Raw genomic sequence first — 18,832 nt, forward strand, 5'->3', positions numbered from 1 at the left:
CGGACATCAGGGCCCACGTAGGCTGCGTTCATGTCGGATCGCGTAGTAGTCACCTTGGACGGGCAGGTTCACGACGCGGACGCTCCGCTGCTGCATGCGGACGATCTCGCGGCCGTACGCGGAGACGGGGTGTTCGAGACGCTCCTGGTACGCGGCGGAGCGCCGTGCGGTGTCGAACTTCACCTGGCCCGCTTGACGGCGTCGGCCGCTGCCCTCGACCTGCCGACACCGGACCTGGATTCGTGGCGTCTCGTCGTCGGCCTCGCAGTGGACGAATGGACCCGGACGTCCGACGCGGAGGGTGCGTTGCGGCTCGTGCTCAGCCGCGGTCGCGAGAGCGGAGGGGAACCGACGGGCTATGCGACGGTAGGGCCGCTGAACGAACGGGTGACGAAAGCGCGGGACGACGGTGTCTCGGTGGTCACGTTGAACCGCGGTTACTCGGTCGATTACGCGGCGTCTGCGCCGTGGGGATTGCTCGGCGCCAAGACGCTGTCCTACGCGACCAACATGGCAGCACTACGGCACGCGGCGCGTCTCGGAGCCGACGACGTCATCTTCACCAGCAGCGAAGGGCGAGTGCTGGAGGGTCCGCGGTCCACCGTGGTGCTCGCACGCGGTAAGACTCTCGTCACACCCCCGGTGGAGCAGGGCATTCTCGCGGGAACCACGGTCGACGCACTGTTCCAGGTCGCGTCGAGCAAGGGGTACACCTGCGAGCGTGCGAACGTGTATCCTGCCGATCTCGTTGCAGCAGATGGTGTTTGGTTGATCTCGAGCATCACCCTCGCCGCCCGCGTGACGACGCTCAACGGCGTCGAACTTCCGGTCCCGGCCATCGCCGAGGACGTGCGTTCCATGGTCGATCTGGCGGTCGAATCGATCGGAGACTCCGCCGCCGACGCTTGAGCTACTACTACGCGTAGTAGTACTCTCGAACTCGCTGGGGCACGCCCGTAAGCAGCGGTATCTTCCCCGCGGGCCGAGAGTTCGGAGTAGCCATGGACGCCTTGGACGTCTCGAGGTGGCAGTTCGGAATCACCACCGTCTACCACTTCATCCTGGTGCCGCTCACGATCGGTCTTGCACCGATCATCGCGGCGATGCAGACCATGTGGGTCATCACCGGGAAGGACTCCTGGTACCGCCTCACCAAGTTCTTCGGCAAGCTCTTCCTCATCAACTTCGCCCTCGGCGTCGCCACCGGAATCGTTCAGGAGTTCCAATTCGGAATGAACTGGAGCGAGTACTCGCGGTTCGTCGGCGACGTCTTCGGAGCACCCCTCGCGCTCGAAGGGCTCGTCGCATTCTTCCTCGAATCGACGTTCCTCGGCCTGTGGATCTTCGGCTGGAACCGACTGCCGAAACTCGTTCACCTGGCCACCATCTGGCTCGTCGCGATCGGCGTGAACGCATCGGCCTACTTCATCATCGCCGCCAACTCCTGGATGCAGCATCCCGTCGGCGCACGCTTCAACCCCGAGACCGGTCGTGCCGAACTGACGAGCATCTGGGAGTTGATGACCAACAGCACCGCACTCGCGGCATTCCCACACGCTGTCGCAGGCGCGTTCCTGACGGCTGCGACCTTCGTGGCAGGCATCTCGGGCTGGTGGATGGTGCGTGAGGCACGCGGCACATCGACGGGCGAGGGGCGAAGCGACAACTCGCGCAGCATGTTCCGTCCTGCGGCTCGGCTGTCCTTCGTCGTCATGATCGTCGCGGGCGGCGCACTCGCGATCACCGGAGACATCCAGGGCAAGCTGATGTTCGAGCAGCAGCCCATGAAGATGGCGTCGGCAGAATCGTTGTGCGATACGGAGACCGGTGCATCGTTCTCGCTTCTCACCGTCGGAACCCACAACAACTGCGAGTCGGTGGAACACCTGATCTCCATCCCCGGACTGACGTCCTTCCTCGCCGAGAACGACTTCGGCGCAACGGTCCAAGGGGTCAACCAACTGCAGGAACAGTACGAGCAGCAGTTCGGACCGGGTAACTACAAGCCCAACCTGTTCGTCACCTACTGGGCATTCCGAATGATGATCGGCCTCGCCGCCGGATCGGCACTGCTTGCCCTCGCAGGCCTGTGGGTCACTCGCGGCGGAAGGGTGCCGGACCAGAAATGGTTCTCGTGGCTCAGCCTCGCCGCGATTCCGACGCCGTTCCTCGCCAACAGTGCCGGTTGGATCTTCACCGAGATGGGGCGCCAACCGTGGGTGGTGGCACCGAATTTGAACGGAATCGACCAGATTCGGTTGACCGTGGACCAAGGCGTGTCCGACCACCCGGTGGGTCTGGTCGTCGCCTCGCTCGTGACCTTCACACTGCTCTACGCCGCCCTCGGATGTGTCTGGTTCTTCCTGATCAGGCGCTACGTGATCGAAGGACCGCTCGAACACGACGAGCACCCCCACGAGGACGTCGATTCCGAACAACTCTCGTTCGCGTACTAGAGGAAGACGACCATGGGACTTCAAGAATTCTGGTTCATCGCGATAGCGGTCCTGTTCATCGGATACTTCGTCCTCGAAGGCTTCGACTTCGGCGTCGGAATGCTCATGCCTTTCCTCGGCCGTCACGCCGATGCAGAGGTGGGGGAGAAGAGGCGCAGGGCTGTTCTCAACACGATCGGGCCGGTCTGGGACGGCAACGAGGTATGGCTCATCACGGCGGGCGGGGCGTTGTTCGCGGCCTTCCCTGAGTGGTACGCCACGCTCTTCGCCGGCTTCTACCTCCCGTTGCTGCTGATTCTCGTCGCGTTGATCCTGCGGATCTGCGCCATCGAGTACCGCGGCAAGATCGACGATCCGGTGTGGCGTCGGCGGTGCGACCTGGGTATCGGTATCGGATCGTGGGTGCCAGCAGTGTTGTGGGGAGTGGCGTTCGCCAATATCGTCAGCGGGGTGGCGATCGACGAGAACAAGAAGGTCACAGCCGGGCTTCTCGACCTGCTCGGTCCGTACGCGCTGCTCGGCGGCGCGACGATGGCACTGGTCTTCGCGCTCCACGGAGCGGTCTTCATTGCGCTCAAGACCTCCGGCGACGTCCACGAGGATGCGGTGAGAATGGCTGTGCGGCTGTCGATCCCAGCTCTGATCGTCGGCGGCGGATTCGCCCTGTGGACCCAACTTGCCCACGGCACGACGTGGACGTGGATTCTCGTCGGCGTCGCCGCGGCATCGTTGATCGCGGTGGTCGCGCTGACGGCCAAGGTCCGCGAAGGGTGGGCGTTCGTGTTCACCACGGTGGCCGTCATCGCCGTCGTCGTGCTGCTGTTCGGGTCACTGTTCCCCGACGTCATGCCGTCGACGACGGATCCCGCCTTCAGTCTCACCGTCGAGAACGCGTCGTCGAGTCCGTACACTCTGAAGGTGATGACCTGGGCAGCAGCGTTCATGGCGCCCGTCGTGATCGGCTACCAGGCCTGGACGTACTGGGTGTTCCGCAAGCGCATTTCCACCGCTCACATTCCTGATTCGATCGGATTGTCGCTCGGTCGTTCCAAGTGAGTACGACTGTCACGGCCGGCCGCGGACCGGTGGACCCACGGCTGTGGCGCTACTCGCGATCCGCCCGTCGGTACCTCGTCCTCATCGTCGTACTCGCCCTGATCGACACCGCGGCCGTCGTCGTGTCCGCGGTGATGCTCGGCACCGTCCTCGCGGGCGTCATCACCTCCGACGCCCGCGAGATGTCCGACTGGGCAGCGCAGCTGTGGATTCTCCTGGGCGCCATCGTCGTTCGCACCCTCGCGGCGTGGTTGCAAGCGCGGTACGGCCACCGTGCCGCGTCACGAGTCGTGGAGGAGATCGAGAACGAAGTCCTCGATGCGGCGTCGCACATGGATCCCCGGGACCTGGACTCCGAACGCGAGTCGATCGCGATCGTGGTGACGCGCGCACTCGGCGGCCTCGCGCCGTACCTGACCGGATACGTGCCGTCGCTCGTGCTGGCCGCGACACTCACCCCCATCACGCTCGTGGTCATCCTCACCGAGGATCTCACGTCGGCTCTGATCATCTTCTTCACTCTCCCGCTGATCCCGATCTTCATGATCCTGATCGGATTGCTGACCAAGGGGCGCGCGGAGAAGACGCTCGAATCGATGACGAGATTGTCCGCGCAACTGCTCGATCTCGTCGCCGGCCTTCCGACGCTGCGCGCACTGGGCCGCGAGCGTGGCCCGGCGGCGAGAGTCCAGGCGCTCGGCGACGCGCACCGCCGAGCGACGATGCGGGCACTGAAGATCGCGTTCCTGTCCTCGATGGTGTTGGAATTGCTTGCGACGCTGTGCGTTGCCCTCGTCGCCGTCAGTATCGGACTGCGACTCGTGTTCGGCGACATGGCGTTGGAGGCAGGCATCATCGCACTCGTACTAGCACCGGAGGTGTACGTGCCGTTGCGTCGCGTCGGAGCCCAGTTCCATGCCGCGGAAGACGGAGTTGCCGCCGCCGACAGAGCATTCGCGATCCTGGACCGACGGGCACCGACCGCATCCGGAACGGCCGTCGTCGACGCCGCAGGAACCGGAATCCGATTCGAATCGGTGTCCGCGAGGAGCGTAGCCCGCGGACAGACTCGGCAACGGGAATCCGAGGGAACCGTTGCACCGTACGAACTTTCGGCCGACATCGCGCCCGGGACCGTCACCGTGCTCGCCGGACCCAACGGTGCAGGGAAATCGACGGCGCTGAACATCCTGCTCGGGCTCACCGAGCCGTGCGAGGGCCGAGTGGTCGTCGGCGACGTGGACGCCCGCAGCCTCGACCTGCGATCGTGGTGGGATCAGATCGCCTGGCTGCCGCAACGGCCCGTACTGGTACCGGGAACCCTGCGGGAAAACCTGGAATTCACCGGCAGCACCATCGATCTGCTCGGCGACACCGCTGCCGCAGTCGGTTTCGACCGAGTCCTCGCCGAACTACCCGACGGATGGGAGACGAGAGTGGGCACCGGCGGCGTCGGCCTGTCCCTCGGCCAAGTGCAGAGGCTCGCCCTGACCCGGGTCCTGTCCACCGACAAACCCGTCCTGCTGCTCGACGAACCGACCGCGCATCTCGACGACGCAGCCGAGGCACGCGTCCTCACCGCCCTGCGCGAGATCGCCGACCAGGGAAAGACCGTGATAGTCGTCGGGCACCGGCCGTCGGTTCTGGCGTGGGCCGACGTCGTGGTGAACGTGAGGGCCGCGTAGATGTACACCGATCTCCGACGAGCACTCGCGCTGTTCGAACTGCGGCCCGCGAGAGTGGCGACGAGCGTGGCTGCCGGCGTCGCGACTCTGGGCAGCGCTCTGACGCTCGCCGCCGTCTCCGCCTGGCTGATCACGCGAGCATGGCAGATGCCGCCGGTGCTCGACCTGACCGTCGCCGTCGTCGCCGTGCGAGCCCTCGGCATCTCCCGTGGCGTCTTCCGCTACCTCGAACGCCTCGCCACCCACGACACCGCCCTCCGCGGAATGACATTGGCACGCACCAGGCTGTACGAGCGACTCGCCGACGGCAATGCTCGCGCAACTCTGGACCTACGCCGCGGCGACCTGATGGCACGGGTAGGCGCCGACATCGACGCGATGGGCGACGTCGTCGTACGCGCCCTCGTTCCGATCTGCGTGTCCGCGATACTGATGATCAGCGCAACCGTGCTGATTGCACTGATCTCGCCGAGCGCGGCGCTGATCCTGTTTCTCGCGTTGCTGCTCGCCGGGGTCGTCGCACCGATCCTGGCCGCACGCGCAGCCCTGATCACCGAAACCGAAGGCGTCGCCGCACGAACCGAATTCACCCTCATCGCGGTACGCGCGCTCGACCACGCACCGGAACTGCGAGTCGCGGGCAAACTGACACGAACCCTCGCCGACGCCTCCGCCGCCAACCGGGCCGCGGTGACCGCCCGCGACCGCGCATCGATGCCCACCGCCTTCGCCGACGCGGCTCTCCCACTGTCCATCGGCGCATCCGTGCTCGGATCGTTGCTCGTCGGAATCTCGCTGTACGGCAGCACCGGTAGCGCCCTGTCGCCCATGGCCCTGGCCATCATCGTGCTGGTTCCACTGGCGGCATTCGAAGCGACATCGGTCCTGCCCGCCGCAGCGGTGACTCTGACGCGCGCGCGTCTGTCCGCGTCGCGCATCACGACGCTGTTGGACGACGCCGACGCGCCCGAGCCTCGGCGGGTGGGCACAGGCGCGGCGCTTCAGGGACCGCACGACGCCGCCAGAATCGCCGTCGTCGGGCCGAGCGGCGTGGGCAAGACGACACTGCTCATGGAACTGGCAGGGCTCGTGCCGTCGGACGGTGGACTGGGGGATGCAGAACTGCCGGGCGCACGGTTCTTCGCCGAGGACGCCCACGTGTTCGAGACGTCGATACTCGAGAATCTTCGGGTCGTCCGAGGCGACGTCGACGCCGACCAGGCACGAGCGGCGCTGACGAAGGTCGGCTTGGGGGATTGGCTGGACCAGCTCCCGGACGGCGTCGACACCACTCTCGTCGCCGGTGCTGCCTCTCTTTCCGGCGGTCAGCGTCGACGCCTACTGCTGGCACGCGCCCTGCTGTCGGACGCGCCGGTACTGCTGCTCGACGAGCCGACCGAACATCTCGACGACGTGTCCGGTTCCGACTTGATCCGGCGGTTGCTCGATCGCGACGGCGGCCTCGTCGACGAGGACAGAACGGTTGTTCTCGTCACTCACCAGCTGCCGCCGGACACCCGTGCGGACCAGGTCGTGGACCTCGGGCGTTCGCTGTCGGCCGAACTTCGAAAAAACCCTTTGCGAGCCTCGAAATCCGGGCGTACGTTGTCGAGTACACGAGAGAGGAGGTGGTCTGAAGTTGAAGAACTCTAGGACGCGTGAGGTGGCTGCCAGCTAGCCGCTACCGCTGACGGATTCTTTTACCGCGCGAGCGGCGAGCGAATCCACGGCAGCTACCCGGCCCCCGAGCTCTCGGTCCGTCCGACCGAGACCTGCATCAGCGCAGGTATGGCTCGGGGGCCGTTCGCATGCTCATGGTGTGTAGGGCTGAAATCAGCCGATGTACTGAATCAGCCGATGTACCGGGCGAGCCGAGCGGAGAGCCGCGGTGCGAGTTCGCCGTCGGCTCCGATGCGTTCCTCGACGTAGGCGAGATCCGCACCTTCGACGATGCCGTACAGGCGCTTCGCGCCGCCGACGAGCGCACCCGACGTCGACCGGATGACGACATCGGTAGCGAGTTCCCACGACGACTGGTTGAGTGCGTGGCCGTAGTACAGCTCGACGACGCCGGTGCTGTGAGTTAGAAGCAGTTCGATGACCTCTTCGTTCTCGGTGCCCTTCTCTCCGTCGCCGCCACTGACCCGCCAGAAGCCCGTCTCGCGGAGATCGGGGTGCGCGTAGTTGCCGTCGGAGTCCAGACGCCAGGACCGCGATTCCCAGCCCAGGTACGCGCCGCCGTCGTGGGAGACGACGATCTGCTGACCGAAGGCGTACTCCTCGCCCGATTCCGGGTCGCGGCCCTCGCCTTCGCCGCGCCACACGCCGACGAGCGGCAGCAGTGCGAGCAGCGCGGGATTGAGATCCGGCCCCAGCCGCAGATTCGCCGTGTCCTCGGGATGCGGCAGATCCGGCAGCGTGGGGATGTTGCGCGTCGACGAGGACGCGAACTTCTCGGCTGCCTCGGCGATGGCCTCGTTGGCAGACCGGGTCTCGTCCGATTCGTCGGCGGCGCGATCACTCACGATTCGTCGGTGACCAGGCGGTAGACGACATAGAGCGAGAACGCGATGATGGCGACTGCAGCGACGGCGAGCAGTACCTCGAAGAAGATGACCACGTCGCCGAGTTTAACCCCAGCCAGGTCCAGGATCGAACCGCGCCCCGACATTGTCGTGACCGCAATAGTGGCTTCTCACTGACGATCGCCCACAGGAATGGTCCGATTCACGTCCCGTCTCTACAGATCGCGTTCTGCACGGTACGTTTCTTCTGGCGTCGGGTCGGGGGAGTATCGAGATCCGGCGCTGACGGCTGTCGAAAACGTTTCGAAGTTCTGGGGAAGGACCCGTACATGCAGCGCCGATCACGTGCTGGCTCTTGGCTGTTCACTACCGCGACAATTGCAACGGCCCTGCTGTTGGTGGTTCCCGCCGCAGCCTCCGCTGCCCCGGACAGCGGCTCTGCGGACAGTGGTTCGTCCTCCGGATCCTCGGACGAACCGAACATCGACCCCAACAATTACGCCCAGGATTGCCCGGACGTGCTGATGCTCGCAGTCTCCGGTGCGACGGACTCCGACGCCGACCGCGACCCCCTGAACGAGGAGCCGCGGTCCCCGGCGTCGAACTGGGTGGGAAATGTCACACTGCCCGTCGGGCAAACGAACGCGAACAGCCCTGGCTCAGTCGGCTGGCTCTACGTTCCGTACCCGTCGACCTACGGCGTCGGCGTGCTCTCCGACGTCGACACCTACCAACAGTCCGTCGCAGAGGGCATCGCCTCCACCAACCGCCTGCTCGACGAGTACAAGACCAAGTGCGGCGACAACACCAAGTTCGTCCTGCTCGGTTACAGCGTCGGCGGTGAAGTCATCGAACGCGTCTCCATGGAGCTCGGCCATCGTGATCCGAACGCACTGGTCACCGGCGACGACATCGCAGGAGTCGTCATGATCGGTGCGCCGTACCGGCCGGCGGGTGTGCCGAACTTCGACGAGCCCGGCCCGACCGACGGTGGCTTCCAGTCGCAGACCGCCAAGGATTACGGAACGCTGAACGACAAGGTGACATGGTCGTGCCGACCGTACGATCTGGCCTGCGACGCGCCGGACAACATCGTCGCGCTGCAGTTGGCTCTCGGCATTCTCGGGCAGATGCGGTTGACGATTCTCAACCCGCTGCAGACCGTCGCCGATTTCGCGCGGGCCGTGAGCTCCATCGCCACCCGCGCCATCGTCGACATCGCCACCAACAAGGACTGGCTCGAATCCGACGAGACGCTGCTCGAAGTTCTGCTCAAGGTGTCCGATCAGCTCTACGAGGTCGACGAACAGAAGGCCTGGGAGCAGTTGACTCCCGACCAGCTCCTCGCCGATCTCAACTGGGCCCTCGGCCCCGGTGCGGACAAGGTGCGCGAGAAGCTCCGCCAGGAGGGTGAGGGCCTCGTCGAGAACAACAAGGGCATCGTCGACGTCGTCGTCGGGCCGTACATCTTCATCGGCTTCCTCCAGCACCTCCTGTACTGGAACAACAATCCGGGCGACGGCCGCGAATGGGAGAGCGAGAAGATCGTCGCCTGGGTGACCGATCTGGCGCAGACCGAACGCGAACGCAAGAACACCAACGACGCACCCCTGGCGCCTTCCGAGGTGGACCCGGCTCCGGCCCGGGATGCGGAGTCCCTCCCCGAGGCTGCGCGTGAGCCGAATCCGCAGACATTGCCCACCCCGGGCACCGTCACGCGCGACAGCGATCTGGGTGCGTTCCTGGAGTCGCTGAATCTGGTTCCCCCCGGAGTCTTCCCGCCGCAGTACAGCGTGGTGCCGGATCCGTCGACCGAGCCGATGACCGAGATCGTTCCCGAGACGACGCACGGCTGACACCACACAGAAAAGAACCCCCGCACCGATCGGTGCGGGGGTTCTTTCGGTCTACGGGAGAGATCAGACTCCGACGGTCACGTCCGCCGAGTGGATGCCTGCGCCCTCCGGCGCGATGTCGGCCTGGCCGTTGCCCGACGCCGACAGTGCACGCAGCGTCCAATTGCCGGGAGCTGCGAAGAAACGGAAGTCTCCGGTGCCCGACGCGACGACCTCGGCGGTGAACTCACCGGTGCCGTCGAGCAGGCGCACGAACGCACCGCCCACAGGCTCCCCGTCGCCTCCGAGGACACGACCGGTGATGACGGTTTCCTTCTCGACGTCGACGCCTGCCGGAATGGCCTGGCCCTGAACGGGTGCAGCACACATGATCAGTGAACCTCCAACTCGATGGGTGCTCCGACGAGGGAGCCGTACTCTACCCAGCTGCCGTCGTAGTTCTTGACGTCCGACTTGCCGAGAAGTTCCTTCAGCACGAACCAGGTGTGGCTCGAACGCTCGCCGATGCGGCAGTAGGCGATGGTGGCCTTGCCGTCGTCGTATCCCTTTTCCTTGTAGAGCGCCTCGAGAGCGTCGTCGTCCTTGAAGGTGCCGTCCTCGTTGGCAGTGGTGCTCCACGGGATGTTGATGGCGCCGGGGACGTGGCCGCGCTGCTGTGCCTGCTCCTGCGGGAGGTGGGCGGGGGCGAGGATCTTGCCGGAGAACTCGTCGGGCGACCGCACGTCGACGAGGTTCTTGTTGCCGATCGCGTCGATGACCTCGTCGCGGAACGCGCGGATCGACAGGTCGGGAGCCTCGGCGCGGTACTGCGCGGCGTCACGGGTGACGACGTCCTTCGACAGCGGGCGGCCGTCGAGTTCCCACTTCTTGCGTCCACCGTCGATGAGCTTGACGTCCTTGTGGCCGTACAGCTTGAAGTACCAGTACGCGTATGCAGCGAACCAGTTGTTGTTGCCGCCGTAGAGGACGACCGTGTCGTCGTTGGAGATGCCCTTCGACGAGAGCAGATCGGAGAACTGCTCCTGGTTCAGGAAGTCGCGACGAACCGCATCCTGGAGGTCCTTGCGCCAGTCGAGCTTCACTGCGCCTTCGATGTGACCGCCGTCGTAGGCGCTTGCGTCTTCGTCGACCTCGACGAAAACGGTCTTCGGGGCGTTCAGGTTCTGCTCGGCCCAGTCGGCAGAGACCAGGACGTCGGAGCGAGCCATGGGTTTCCTTTCGATCTTTTGCGTTACTTCGGTCGGTGGAGGGGTCGAGCGATCAAGCGCGTGCGGATTGTGTCCGCAGTCGCGCTACGAGGGGATAGATCTGGCAGCCCAGGCAGAACGCGAAGGCTGCGTTGAGGAACGCCGCGAACAGCGCGAAGCCGGTCGCGATCGTTCCCACGAGGGGAGCGCCGAGCGCGAAGCCGAGGACGCCGACTGCAGCGAACAGGAAGCCGACGAGCTGAGCGAACTTCAGCGGTGCGACGGGTTCACGTTCGGTGGTCGGTCCGAGTCGCGGCGCGACGAGGTGTCCGAAGAACGCCCCGTACGGGCTCTTCCTCGGCCCCCGCGCAGCGCCGATCGCGAACACGACGGCCTGTACTGCCAGGAGCACCGCAGCAGCGGTGGTCTGGAAGGTGGACAGAACCAGAACGAGTACCAGGACAGCCGTGGTGATCCACGCCGCGAAGCGTGGCCCCCGAACATCGACCTGGTCGACTGCGGCGGAAGAAGCTGTGGGCGATGGAGATTCTGGGGACAACGGCGTGCTCCTGCGTGCTGGGCTGATGACAGACAACTGCATGGGCGCGGCGAACACGAAAGATTCGCCGACGATCTCGAACCGGATGGATGCGCGGCCACGAGGCCGGCGGTGAGATCAGTGGCAGCGACAGCAACAACCGCCCAGTCGGCACAGATCGACCGTGCGGCGACTGGTGAGCATCAGCTCGTGGGCGGTGAACACACCGTGCATCCTACCGGACGTCGCGGACCAGCAGAACTACAGGTTCTCGAGGGCGGAACGCAGGGCGTCGGCCTTCGGAACGCCGGAAATCCTGGCTCGTTCCACCAGCTCGGCGTCGAGCACGAACGTCGTCGGTAGCGACAGGACGCCCATTTCCTTCGCGAGCATCGGGTGAGCGTCGATGTCGACCTCGAGTTCACGTGGCCCGCTCGGCGGTGTTCCTCCGTCGGTCGAGCCGCCGATCACCTGGTCGACGACCCGGCGGACAGCAGCACACGGACCGCACCACTCCGCCGAGAAGTGCAGCACCGTTGCCGCGCCCGGCACGGCCCCGGCGTCGAGAAGCAGCGCGCGGCGATCGATCGAACCGTGCGACTCGGTGACCTGCACCCTGCCGGATCGATGCCGGAGGACCAGCCCGACAACCGTGGCGACGACGAGCGTCACCACGAGAATTGTGATTCCGGTCATGGCTTCTCGATCTGCTCGAGATCGATGGTCACGTCCTTTGCATTGCCCTCGATCACGATCTGCGAACCCTCGGCGTAGACATCGGTTGGCAGAATCCCGAACGGCAGCGTCTGCCTGTCGATGGTCTTGGTGAAGAGCCCGAGAACCGCAGGCTTCGCGAAGTCCGGAATGCTGAAATCGGCGTTCCCCTCCGGGCCGAAGTAGAAGTCGCTCGCAACGATGTCGACGCTGTCACCGTCGAGGATGAGGTCCGCTTGGACGGCGACCTTGGTCTCGATCGGACCCACGGGCACCGTGCCGGTCAGGACGACGCCGCCGTTCGTGGTCATACCGGAGCCGCCCGACCCGCCCGTGCCGTCCGACTTGTCCGCGGGGGGAGCGGAAACCTGCAGGTCGACGATACCGAGGAACCGTCCGAGGTCGGTCGCCTCGATGCGCACTCGGCCGTCGAGTTCGTCGACGGGCACTGCTCCCACCGACCCGTCGACGAGGTCGGAGAGGGGTACCGCGACGCCGCGGAGGTTGGCCTCGATGGTCGTCGACTCCACGTAGTCGGTCGGTACGTCCTGGGCTCGAATCTCCACGTTCTGATACTTGCCGTCGGCGGCCTGGGTCAGGAACGGGAACCCGTGGACGATCACCTGTGGGTCGGAGGTCAGATCTCCGCCGTCGCGGATTGCGCGTGAGACGCGGTACTCGGAGTACGCGGCCGCTCCGAAGTCCACGACGACGGCAAGTGCCAGCAGGCTCACGAGTCCGATGATCAGTTTGCGCATGACGCCCATTGTGACCGATGCCCGCCGGGGCTTTCGGGCACGGCGGCACGCGACAGGTATGTCGGACGGGTTAGTCTTGTTGCCTGAACAAGGACTCGACCTCGGCGAAGGAGTCTTTGAGTGACAGCGGTAAGAATGGAGGCTGAATGGAGCTCTTGCTTCTGACCTCCGATCCGAACCCGGAGGCCGTACTGCCGTCTTTGGCATTGTTGGCTCACCACGTGCGGCCCGCTCCGACCGAGGTCTCCTCGCTGCTCGAGGCAGGTTCCGCGGACATCGCGCTGGTGGACGCCCGTACCGACCTCGCCGCAGCGCGCGGACTGTGCCGGCTGCTCGGTAGCACCGGTTCCGCGATTCCGGTGGTCGCGGTGCTCACCGAAGGCGGCCTCGTCGCGGTCAACTCCGAGTGGGGTCTCGACGACATCCTGCTCCCCGGGACCGGCCCCGCCGAGATCGACGCGCGGTTGCGGCTCCTCGTGGGCAGGTCGGGCGGCATCGCGAGTCCCGAGGCATCGGGCAAGATCACGCTCGGTGAGCTCGTCATCGACGAGGGCACCTACACGGCCCGGTTGCGCGGTCGACCGTTGGACCTCACCTACAAGGAATTCGAACTCCTCAAATACCTGGCCCAGCATGCGGGACGTGTCTTCACCCGTGCCCAGCTGCTCCAGGAAGTGTGGGGATACGACTTCTTCGGAGGCACCAGAACCGTCGACGTCCACGTCCGGCGTCTGCGGGCCAAGCTGGGAAGCGAATACGAGTCGCTCATCGGCACCGTCCGCAACGTCGGCTACAAGGCCGTGCGACCCAGCCGTAGCTCCAAGGGAGGCCCGGCGACTCCCGACGGCGACGACGACAACGAATCGGACAGCGCCGAGTTCAGTTCACTGGGCGGCGCGACAAACGGAAGTACGAACTGACCGACGATGACTCTCTCGATCGATATCGCTCGCATCGATTCCGCGGAGATGGCGCCAGACGTCGTCGACGAGATCCGGGCGATCGCCGCACGCGCAACCGAGGTCGACGGCACGGCGCCGCTGTCCGAACAGGCACTGAAATCCGTCGGATCCGGCGACGACACGACCCATCTGGTCGCGACGGCCGGTTCACGCGTCGTCGGGTACGCGGGCACCGCTCCCGGATCGCCCACGATGACCGAGATCGTGGTGGACCCGGAGTTCCGCACTCGCGGAATCGGAACACAGTTGATCGACCGATCCTTCGCCGACGGCGGGGCCGGGGCCCGGATCTGGGCGCACGGAAACATCGATGCCGCACGGGCATTGGCGTCCACGCTCGGGCTGTCGGTCGCTCGCGAGTTGCTTCAGCTCAGGCGTCCGCTCGCCGAGCCTGCGTTGCCGGACGTCACTGTGCCGGACAATGTTTCGCTTCGGACGTATCGAGGGCATCAGGACGACGCGGAATTGCTCCGCGTCAACAACGCGGCGTTCTCGTGGCACCCCGAGCAGGGTGGATGGACCGAGAAGGACATCGCCGAACGGCGTGACGAGGCCTGGTTCGACCCGGCCGGAGTGTTCCTCGCGTTCGAGGAGGGGACCGACACGCTCCTCGGCTTCCACTGGACCAAGGTCCACCCCGCCGAGGCGGGGGAAGACGAGATCGGCGAGGTCTACGTCGTCGGCATCGACCCCGAGGCTCAGGGCCGAGGGCTCGGCCGAGTGCTGACGCTTGCGGGCCTGCACTACCTGCGTGGCAGGGATTTGCGAGACGTACTCCTGTACGTCGAAGCGGACAATGCTGCCGCCGTGCACACCTACGAGCGACTCGGTTTCACGCGTTTCCATACCGACGTCGCCTACGCACGTCCGTAGAACCGGACATACAGCCCACTCTGTTCATCTTCCGTTAACCAACCCGGGGGTAGCCGTCCACCGGCGGCCCTTACCTTTTCCAGCGGGTGGCGCCGACGCCGCCCGGTGCGAGGAACGACAAACGGGCCGGCACCTCGATCCTCGTGACACGCACGACCCGAGTGCGGACACGAGACACGGCACAAGATTCCCCGGAGGAAACAGGTGAAGCTCAAGCGCAGCGCGTCTCTCGTAGGCGCAGTGGCGATCGGCGCCATGCTGCTGACCGCATGTGGCAGTGACGCGAACGTCGAATCTGCTGCGGGCACGGACTCGGCAGCAACGTGTGAGGGCAAGACCCCTCTGACCGGTGAAGGATCGTCTGCTCAGCAGAACGCGATGTCCAACTTCACGTCCATCTACTCCGGTGTCTGCGCCGGGCAGGCCGTCGAGTACACGACCAGCGGTTCCGGTAACGGCCGTACCCAGTTCGTCGCGGGCCTCGTCGACTTCGCCGGCTCCGACTCGACCATCAAGGACGAGCAGGCCGCAGCAGCAGCCGAGCGCTGCCAGAGCAACCCGGCATGGAACCTCCCCCTCGTCTTCGGCCCGATCGCCGTTGCCTACAACGTCGAAGGCGTCGACAACCTCGTCGTCAGCCCGGACGTCGCCGCACGTATCTTCACCGGCCAGATCACCACGTGGAACGACCCGGCGATCGCCGCACTGAACGAGGGTGCGACCCTGCCGTCCACCCCGATCACCCCGATCTACCGCTCCGATTCCTCGGGCACCAGCGACAACTTCCAGCGCTTCCTCTCCGCAGCCGCACCCGAGGCATGGACCCTCGACCACAGCTCGGACTGGGCCGGTGGAGTCGGTGAAGGCGCCAACGGATCCTCGGGCGTCGCTCAGGCCGTAGCAGCCACCCCCGGTTCCATCACCTACGTCGAGAAGGGCTTCGCCGACCAGGAAAGCCTCGGCACCGCCGCGGTCGACTTCGGCAACGGACCCGTCGAGCTGTCCAGCGAGACCGCAGGCGCAGCCATCGACACCGCCGAGTTCTCCGGTGAAGGCAACGACCTCGCAATCGACATCGACGCTCTCTACGCGTCGAACGCAGCGGACAGCTACCCGCTGGTTCTCGCCACCTACGAGATCGTCTGCTCCGCCGGCTACGACGCCGACACCTCCGCAGCAGTCAAGTCGTTCCTGCTGAGCGCAGCGAACGAAGGCCAGCAGGGCCTCGAGGAAGCCGGATATGTCCCGCTGCCCGAGTCCTTCAAGGAACGCCTCGAGACGGCGATCAACGCGATCGCCTGATTCAATTGAGACGAGACCCCGCTTCGGGCGCCGCGAGCAACAGCCGCGGCGCCCGGGTGGGACTCCCGTCTCTCTAAGCCACCAAACGAGAGACGTGAGCGGTATGAGCGACACCCACTCGATCACCGGCGAACCATCTGCGGCGAGCATTTCCGCGGGCGGCGTGCCGCGGAACACGGAAGAACCCAAGCAATTGCCCGACAAAAAAGCCAAGGGCGGCACCGTCACGCGCCCAGGTGACCGGATCTTCTCCACCCTCGCCACGGGCTCGGGTGTCTTCGTCATCGTTCTCATCGCGGCCATCGGCGTGTTCCTGCTGTGGCGCGCGATCCCGTCGTTGCAGAACAACACGGTCAACTTCCTGACCTACAACGGCCAGTGGAACACCTCGAACACCTCCGCGATGATCTTCGGTATTCGCGACCTGTTCCTGGTGACCGCGACCGTGTCGATCTTCGCGCTGATCCTGGCCATGCCCGTGGCACTGGGAATCGCGATCTATCTGACCAACTACGCGCCGAAGAAGGTCGCAGGCCCACTCGGTTACGTCATCGACCTGCTCGCCGCGGTTCCCTCGATCGTGTTCGGCCTCTGGGGCCTCTACGTGCTTGCTCCCGCCATCAGCCCGTTCGCCGAGTGGCTGAACGAGAACCTGAGCTGGTTCCCGCTGTTCTCCACCGGTTCGGTGTCCATCGCGGGCGGCGGCACCATCTTCACCGGCGGCATCGTGCTGGCCGTGATGATCCTGCCGATCATCGCCGCGGTGACCCGCGAGGTGTTCGTACAGACTCCGCGCGGACAGATCGAGGCTGCACTCGCCCTCGGCGCCACTCGCTGGGAAGTCGTTCGCACCACCGTCATCCCGTTCGGCAAGTCCGGCTTCGTCTCCGGCTCGATGCTCGGCCTCGGGCGCGCCCTCGGTGAGACCATCGCCCTGTACATCATCATCCGCAGCGTCCAGTCGAGCTTCGGATGGACGTTGTTCGACGGTGGCAGCACGTTCGCGACCAAGATTGCCCTTGCCGCAGGCGAGTTCAACAACCAGCTGCAGGCCGGCGCCTACATCGCCGCAGGCCTCGTGCTCTTCGTACTCACCTTCGTGGTCAACGCAGGCGCTCGCGCCGCGATCGCAGGAAAGAAGGACTAGGCCATGACCGCAACCATGGATCGCCCGGTCAAAGAGCCCACGTTCAAGGGCGTCAGTGCGCGTCGCAAGTTCTCGAACGGCGCTGCCACCGTCCTCGTCAGCCTGGCCGTCCTCATCGCGCTCGTGCCGCTGGTCTGGGTTCTGTACACGGTGATCTCACGCGGGCTCTCCGCCGTCGTCTCCCCGACGTGGTGGCAGAACTCGCAGGCAGGCATCACCCAGTTCATCGCCGGTGGTGGCGCCTACCACGCCATCGTCGGAACCCTGACGCAAGGCTTGTTCTGCGCCCTGATCTCCATCCCGATCGGCGTGTTCGTCGCGATCTACCTCGTCGAATACGGTGCGGGTACGCGGTTGGCTCGCCTGACCACCTTCATGGTCGACATCCTCACCGGTGTTCCGTCCATCGTCGCAGCCCTGTTCATCTACGCACTGTGGATCGCCACGTTCGGCTTCGAACGGTCCGGCCTCGCCGTGTCGTTCGCTCTCGTCCTGCTGATGATTCCCGTCATCGTGCGGTCCTCCGAGGAGATGCTCCGCATCGTTCCTCAGGACCTGCGTGAGGCGTCCTACGCCCTCGGCGTACCCAAGTGGAAGACCATCGCCAAGATCGTCGTCCCGACGGCACTGTCCGGCATCGTCACCGGCATCATGCTCGCCCTGGCCCGCGTCATGGGAGAGACCGCACCGGTGCTGATCCTGGTGGGATCCGCCACGGCGATCAACTTCAACCTGTTCTCCGGGCCGCAGACGTCCCTGCCGCTCATGATGGTCGACCTGCAGAAAGCAGGAACCGGCGCGCTCACCTCCGAGCGCATGTGGGGAGCAGCCCTGACGCTGATCCTGATCATTGCCCTGCTCAACATCGGCGCAAAGCTGGTCTCGAAGTTCTTCTCGCCGAAGAACGTCTGACCGTCACACGCCCACCCCGAAACTTCAGGAGCCGACCATGGCAAAACGTCTCGACCTCAAAGACGTGAACATCTACTACGGCAAATTCCACGCCGTGCAGAACGTCACCCTCGCAGTCCCGCCGCGCGGCGTCACCGCCTTCATCGGACCGTCCGGCTGCGGTAAGTCGACAGTCCTCCGCTCCCTCAACCGCATGCACGAGGTCACTCCCGGCGCACGCGTCGAAGGCTCCGTCCTGCTCGACGGCGAGGACATCTACGGCGCAGGCGTCGACCCCGTCGGTGTGCGACGCACCATCGGCATGGTCTTCCAGCGCCCCAACCCGTTCCCGACGATGTCCATCCGCGACAACGTCGTCGCAGGCCTCAAGCTGCAGGGCGGCAAGAGCAAGAAGGAGCTCGACGAAATCGCCGAGCGTTCCCTCAAAGGTGCGAACCTCTGGAACGAGGTCAAAGATCGCCTCGACAAGCCAGGCGGCGGACTCTCCGGCGGCCAGCAGCAGCGCCTGTGCATCGCCCGCGCCATCGCCGTCCAGCCCGACGTACTGCTGATGGACGAGCCCTGCTCGGCCCTCGACCCGATCTCCACCCTCGCCATCGAAGACCTCATCGGTGAACTCAAGAAAGACTTCACCATCGTCATCGTGACGCACAACATGCAGCAGGCCGCACGCGTCAGCGACCAGACCGGATTCTTCAACCTCGAAGCCACCGGCAAGCCCGGCCAGCTCATCGAAATCGACGACACGGAGAAGATCTTCTCCAACCCCAGCCAGAAAGCCACCGAGGACTACATCTCCGGTCGCTTCGGATAACCTGCACTACGGAAAAACCCCCGACTGCCCAGAGCAGTCGGGGGTTT

General features: G+C 65.3%; 18 protein-coding genes. 12 read left to right on the forward strand and 6 right to left on the reverse strand.

Going from position 1 to position 18,832, the window contains the following annotated elements; all coding sequences use genetic code 11:
- The first annotated feature begins 30 nt into the window (after window positions 1-30).
- The 5 genes from BH95_RS25225 (at window position 31) to BH95_RS25245 (ending at window position 6,850) form a co-directional block, all read left to right on the forward strand.
- The gene (locus tag BH95_RS25225) at window positions 31-909 is read left to right on the forward strand and encodes an aminodeoxychorismate lyase (protein ID WP_019667364.1); all 879 of its coding nucleotides are present in this window, start codon (window positions 31-33) and stop codon (window positions 907-909) included.
- A gap of 92 nt (window positions 910-1,001) precedes the next feature.
- A complete protein-coding gene (locus BH95_RS25230) occupies window positions 1,002-2,456 on the forward strand; it encodes a cytochrome ubiquinol oxidase subunit I (RefSeq protein ID WP_020111551.1) in 1,455 nt (484 codons plus the stop codon).
- A gap of 12 nt (window positions 2,457-2,468) precedes the next feature.
- Entirely contained in the window at window positions 2,469-3,512 is a 1,044-nt protein-coding gene (gene cydB, locus BH95_RS25235; RefSeq protein WP_019667362.1) for a cytochrome d ubiquinol oxidase subunit II, read from the forward strand.
- Window positions 3,509-5,197, forward strand: coding sequence for a thiol reductant ABC exporter subunit CydD (gene cydD / locus BH95_RS25240; RefSeq protein ID WP_020111549.1), 1,689 nt, complete (start codon window positions 3,509-3,511; stop codon window positions 5,195-5,197). Before cydB ends, cydD begins: the two co-directional genes overlap by 4 nt.
- On the forward strand, window positions 5,198-6,850 hold the full coding sequence (locus tag BH95_RS25245; RefSeq protein WP_037184798.1) for an amino acid ABC transporter ATP-binding/permease protein: 1,653 nt from the start codon (window positions 5,198-5,200) through the stop codon (window positions 6,848-6,850). It abuts the gene before it with no gap.
- A gap of 197 nt (window positions 6,851-7,047) precedes the next feature.
- Here BH95_RS25245 and BH95_RS25250 read toward each other — a convergent pair whose 3' ends face one another.
- Window positions 7,048-7,722 carry an FABP family protein gene (locus BH95_RS25250; protein ID WP_019667359.1) on the reverse strand — a complete coding sequence of 225 codons (675 nt, stop codon included), beginning with the start codon at window positions 7,720-7,722 and terminating at the stop codon, window positions 7,048-7,050.
- 329 nt (window positions 7,723-8,051) lie between these two features.
- Here BH95_RS25250 and BH95_RS25260 point away from each other — a divergent pair, with 329 nt between their 5' ends.
- Window positions 8,052-9,578: a cutinase family protein gene (locus BH95_RS25260; protein WP_037184799.1), complete on the forward strand. Its 1,527-nt coding sequence runs from the start codon at window positions 8,052-8,054 to the stop codon at window positions 9,576-9,578.
- A gap of 63 nt (window positions 9,579-9,641) precedes the next feature.
- Here BH95_RS25260 and BH95_RS25265 read toward each other — a convergent pair whose 3' ends face one another.
- The 5 genes from BH95_RS25265 to BH95_RS25285 form a co-directional block, all read right to left on the reverse strand.
- Entirely contained in the window at window positions 9,642-9,947 is a 306-nt protein-coding gene (locus BH95_RS25265) for a DUF1416 domain-containing protein (protein ID WP_019667356.1), read from the reverse strand.
- Between the two features lie 2 nt (window positions 9,948-9,949).
- Window positions 9,950-10,786 carry a sulfurtransferase gene (locus BH95_RS25270; protein ID WP_019667355.1) on the reverse strand — a complete coding sequence of 279 codons (837 nt, stop codon included), beginning with the start codon at window positions 10,784-10,786 and terminating at the stop codon, window positions 9,950-9,952.
- A 52-nt stretch (window positions 10,787-10,838) separates the two neighbouring features.
- Complete coding sequence (locus tag BH95_RS25275; protein WP_020111546.1) at window positions 10,839-11,381, reverse strand: DUF4395 domain-containing protein; 543 nt, start codon at window positions 11,379-11,381, stop codon at window positions 10,839-10,841.
- Window positions 11,382-11,564: 183 nt separating this feature from the next.
- Window positions 11,565-11,999, reverse strand: a complete 435-nt coding sequence (locus BH95_RS25280; RefSeq protein ID WP_037184800.1) for a thioredoxin family protein — start codon at window positions 11,997-11,999, stop codon at window positions 11,565-11,567.
- Entirely contained in the window at window positions 11,996-12,775 is a 780-nt protein-coding gene (locus BH95_RS25285; protein WP_026348174.1) for an LmeA family phospholipid-binding protein, read from the reverse strand. The genes BH95_RS25280 and BH95_RS25285 overlap by 4 nt, the downstream gene beginning before the upstream one ends.
- A gap of 146 nt (window positions 12,776-12,921) precedes the next feature.
- Here BH95_RS25285 and BH95_RS25290 point away from each other — a divergent pair, with 146 nt between their 5' ends.
- The 6 genes from BH95_RS25290 (at window position 12,922) to pstB (ending at window position 18,785) form a co-directional block, all read left to right on the forward strand.
- Entirely contained in the window at window positions 12,922-13,695 is a 774-nt protein-coding gene (locus tag BH95_RS25290; RefSeq protein ID WP_033190675.1) for a winged helix-turn-helix transcriptional regulator, read from the forward strand.
- Between the two features lie 6 nt (window positions 13,696-13,701).
- Window positions 13,702-14,610, forward strand: coding sequence for a mycothiol synthase (gene mshD, locus BH95_RS25295; protein ID WP_037164937.1), 909 nt, complete (start codon window positions 13,702-13,704; stop codon window positions 14,608-14,610).
- A gap of 204 nt (window positions 14,611-14,814) precedes the next feature.
- The gene (gene pstS, locus BH95_RS25300; protein WP_037184801.1) at window positions 14,815-15,912 is read left to right on the forward strand and encodes a phosphate ABC transporter substrate-binding protein PstS; all 1,098 of its coding nucleotides are present in this window, start codon (window positions 14,815-14,817) and stop codon (window positions 15,910-15,912) included.
- Between the two features lie 103 nt (window positions 15,913-16,015).
- On the forward strand, window positions 16,016-17,059 hold the full coding sequence (gene pstC, locus BH95_RS25305) for a phosphate ABC transporter permease subunit PstC (RefSeq protein WP_020111543.1): 1,044 nt from the start codon (window positions 16,016-16,018) through the stop codon (window positions 17,057-17,059).
- 3 nt (window positions 17,060-17,062) lie between these two features.
- On the forward strand, window positions 17,063-17,971 hold the full coding sequence (gene pstA / locus BH95_RS25310) for a phosphate ABC transporter permease PstA (protein ID WP_020111542.1): 909 nt from the start codon (window positions 17,063-17,065) through the stop codon (window positions 17,969-17,971).
- A gap of 37 nt (window positions 17,972-18,008) precedes the next feature.
- Window positions 18,009-18,785, forward strand: coding sequence for a phosphate ABC transporter ATP-binding protein PstB (gene pstB / locus BH95_RS25315; RefSeq protein ID WP_019667346.1), 777 nt, complete (start codon window positions 18,009-18,011; stop codon window positions 18,783-18,785).
- The last annotated feature ends 47 nt before the right edge of the window (window positions 18,786-18,832 follow it).

The sequence above is a fragment of the Rhodococcoides fascians A44A genome, from assembly GCF_000760735.1.
Lineage (GTDB): Bacteria > Actinomycetota > Actinomycetes > Mycobacteriales > Mycobacteriaceae > Rhodococcoides > Rhodococcoides fascians_E.

Coding starts and splice junctions, on each gene's coding strand:
- BH95_RS25225 (WP_019667364.1), top strand. CDS start 31: ATGTCGGATCGCGTAGTAGTCACCTTGGACGGGCAGGTTCACGACGCG.
- BH95_RS25230 (WP_020111551.1), top strand. CDS start 1,002: ATGGACGCCTTGGACGTCTCGAGGTGGCAGTTCGGAATCACCACCGTC.
- cydB (WP_019667362.1), top strand. CDS start 2,469: ATGGGACTTCAAGAATTCTGGTTCATCGCGATAGCGGTCCTGTTCATC.
- BH95_RS25245 (WP_037184798.1), top strand. CDS start 5,198: ATGTACACCGATCTCCGACGAGCACTCGCGCTGTTCGAACTGCGGCCC.
- BH95_RS25260 (WP_037184799.1), top strand. CDS start 8,052: ATGCAGCGCCGATCACGTGCTGGCTCTTGGCTGTTCACTACCGCGACA.
- BH95_RS25265 (WP_019667356.1), bottom strand. CDS start 9,947: ATGTGTGCTGCACCCGTTCAGGGCCAGGCCATTCCGGCAGGCGTCGAC.
- BH95_RS25270 (WP_019667355.1), bottom strand. CDS start 10,786: ATGGCTCGCTCCGACGTCCTGGTCTCTGCCGACTGGGCCGAGCAGAAC.
- BH95_RS25280 (WP_037184800.1), bottom strand. CDS start 11,999: ATGACCGGAATCACAATTCTCGTGGTGACGCTCGTCGTCGCCACGGTT.
- BH95_RS25285 (WP_026348174.1), bottom strand. CDS start 12,775: ATGCGCAAACTGATCATCGGACTCGTGAGCCTGCTGGCACTTGCCGTC.
- BH95_RS25290 (WP_033190675.1), top strand. CDS start 12,922: ATGGAGCTCTTGCTTCTGACCTCCGATCCGAACCCGGAGGCCGTACTG.
- mshD (WP_037164937.1), top strand. CDS start 13,702: ATGACTCTCTCGATCGATATCGCTCGCATCGATTCCGCGGAGATGGCG.
- pstC (WP_020111543.1), top strand. CDS start 16,016: ATGAGCGACACCCACTCGATCACCGGCGAACCATCTGCGGCGAGCATT.
- pstA (WP_020111542.1), top strand. CDS start 17,063: ATGACCGCAACCATGGATCGCCCGGTCAAAGAGCCCACGTTCAAGGGC.
- pstB (WP_019667346.1), top strand. CDS start 18,009: ATGGCAAAACGTCTCGACCTCAAAGACGTGAACATCTACTACGGCAAA.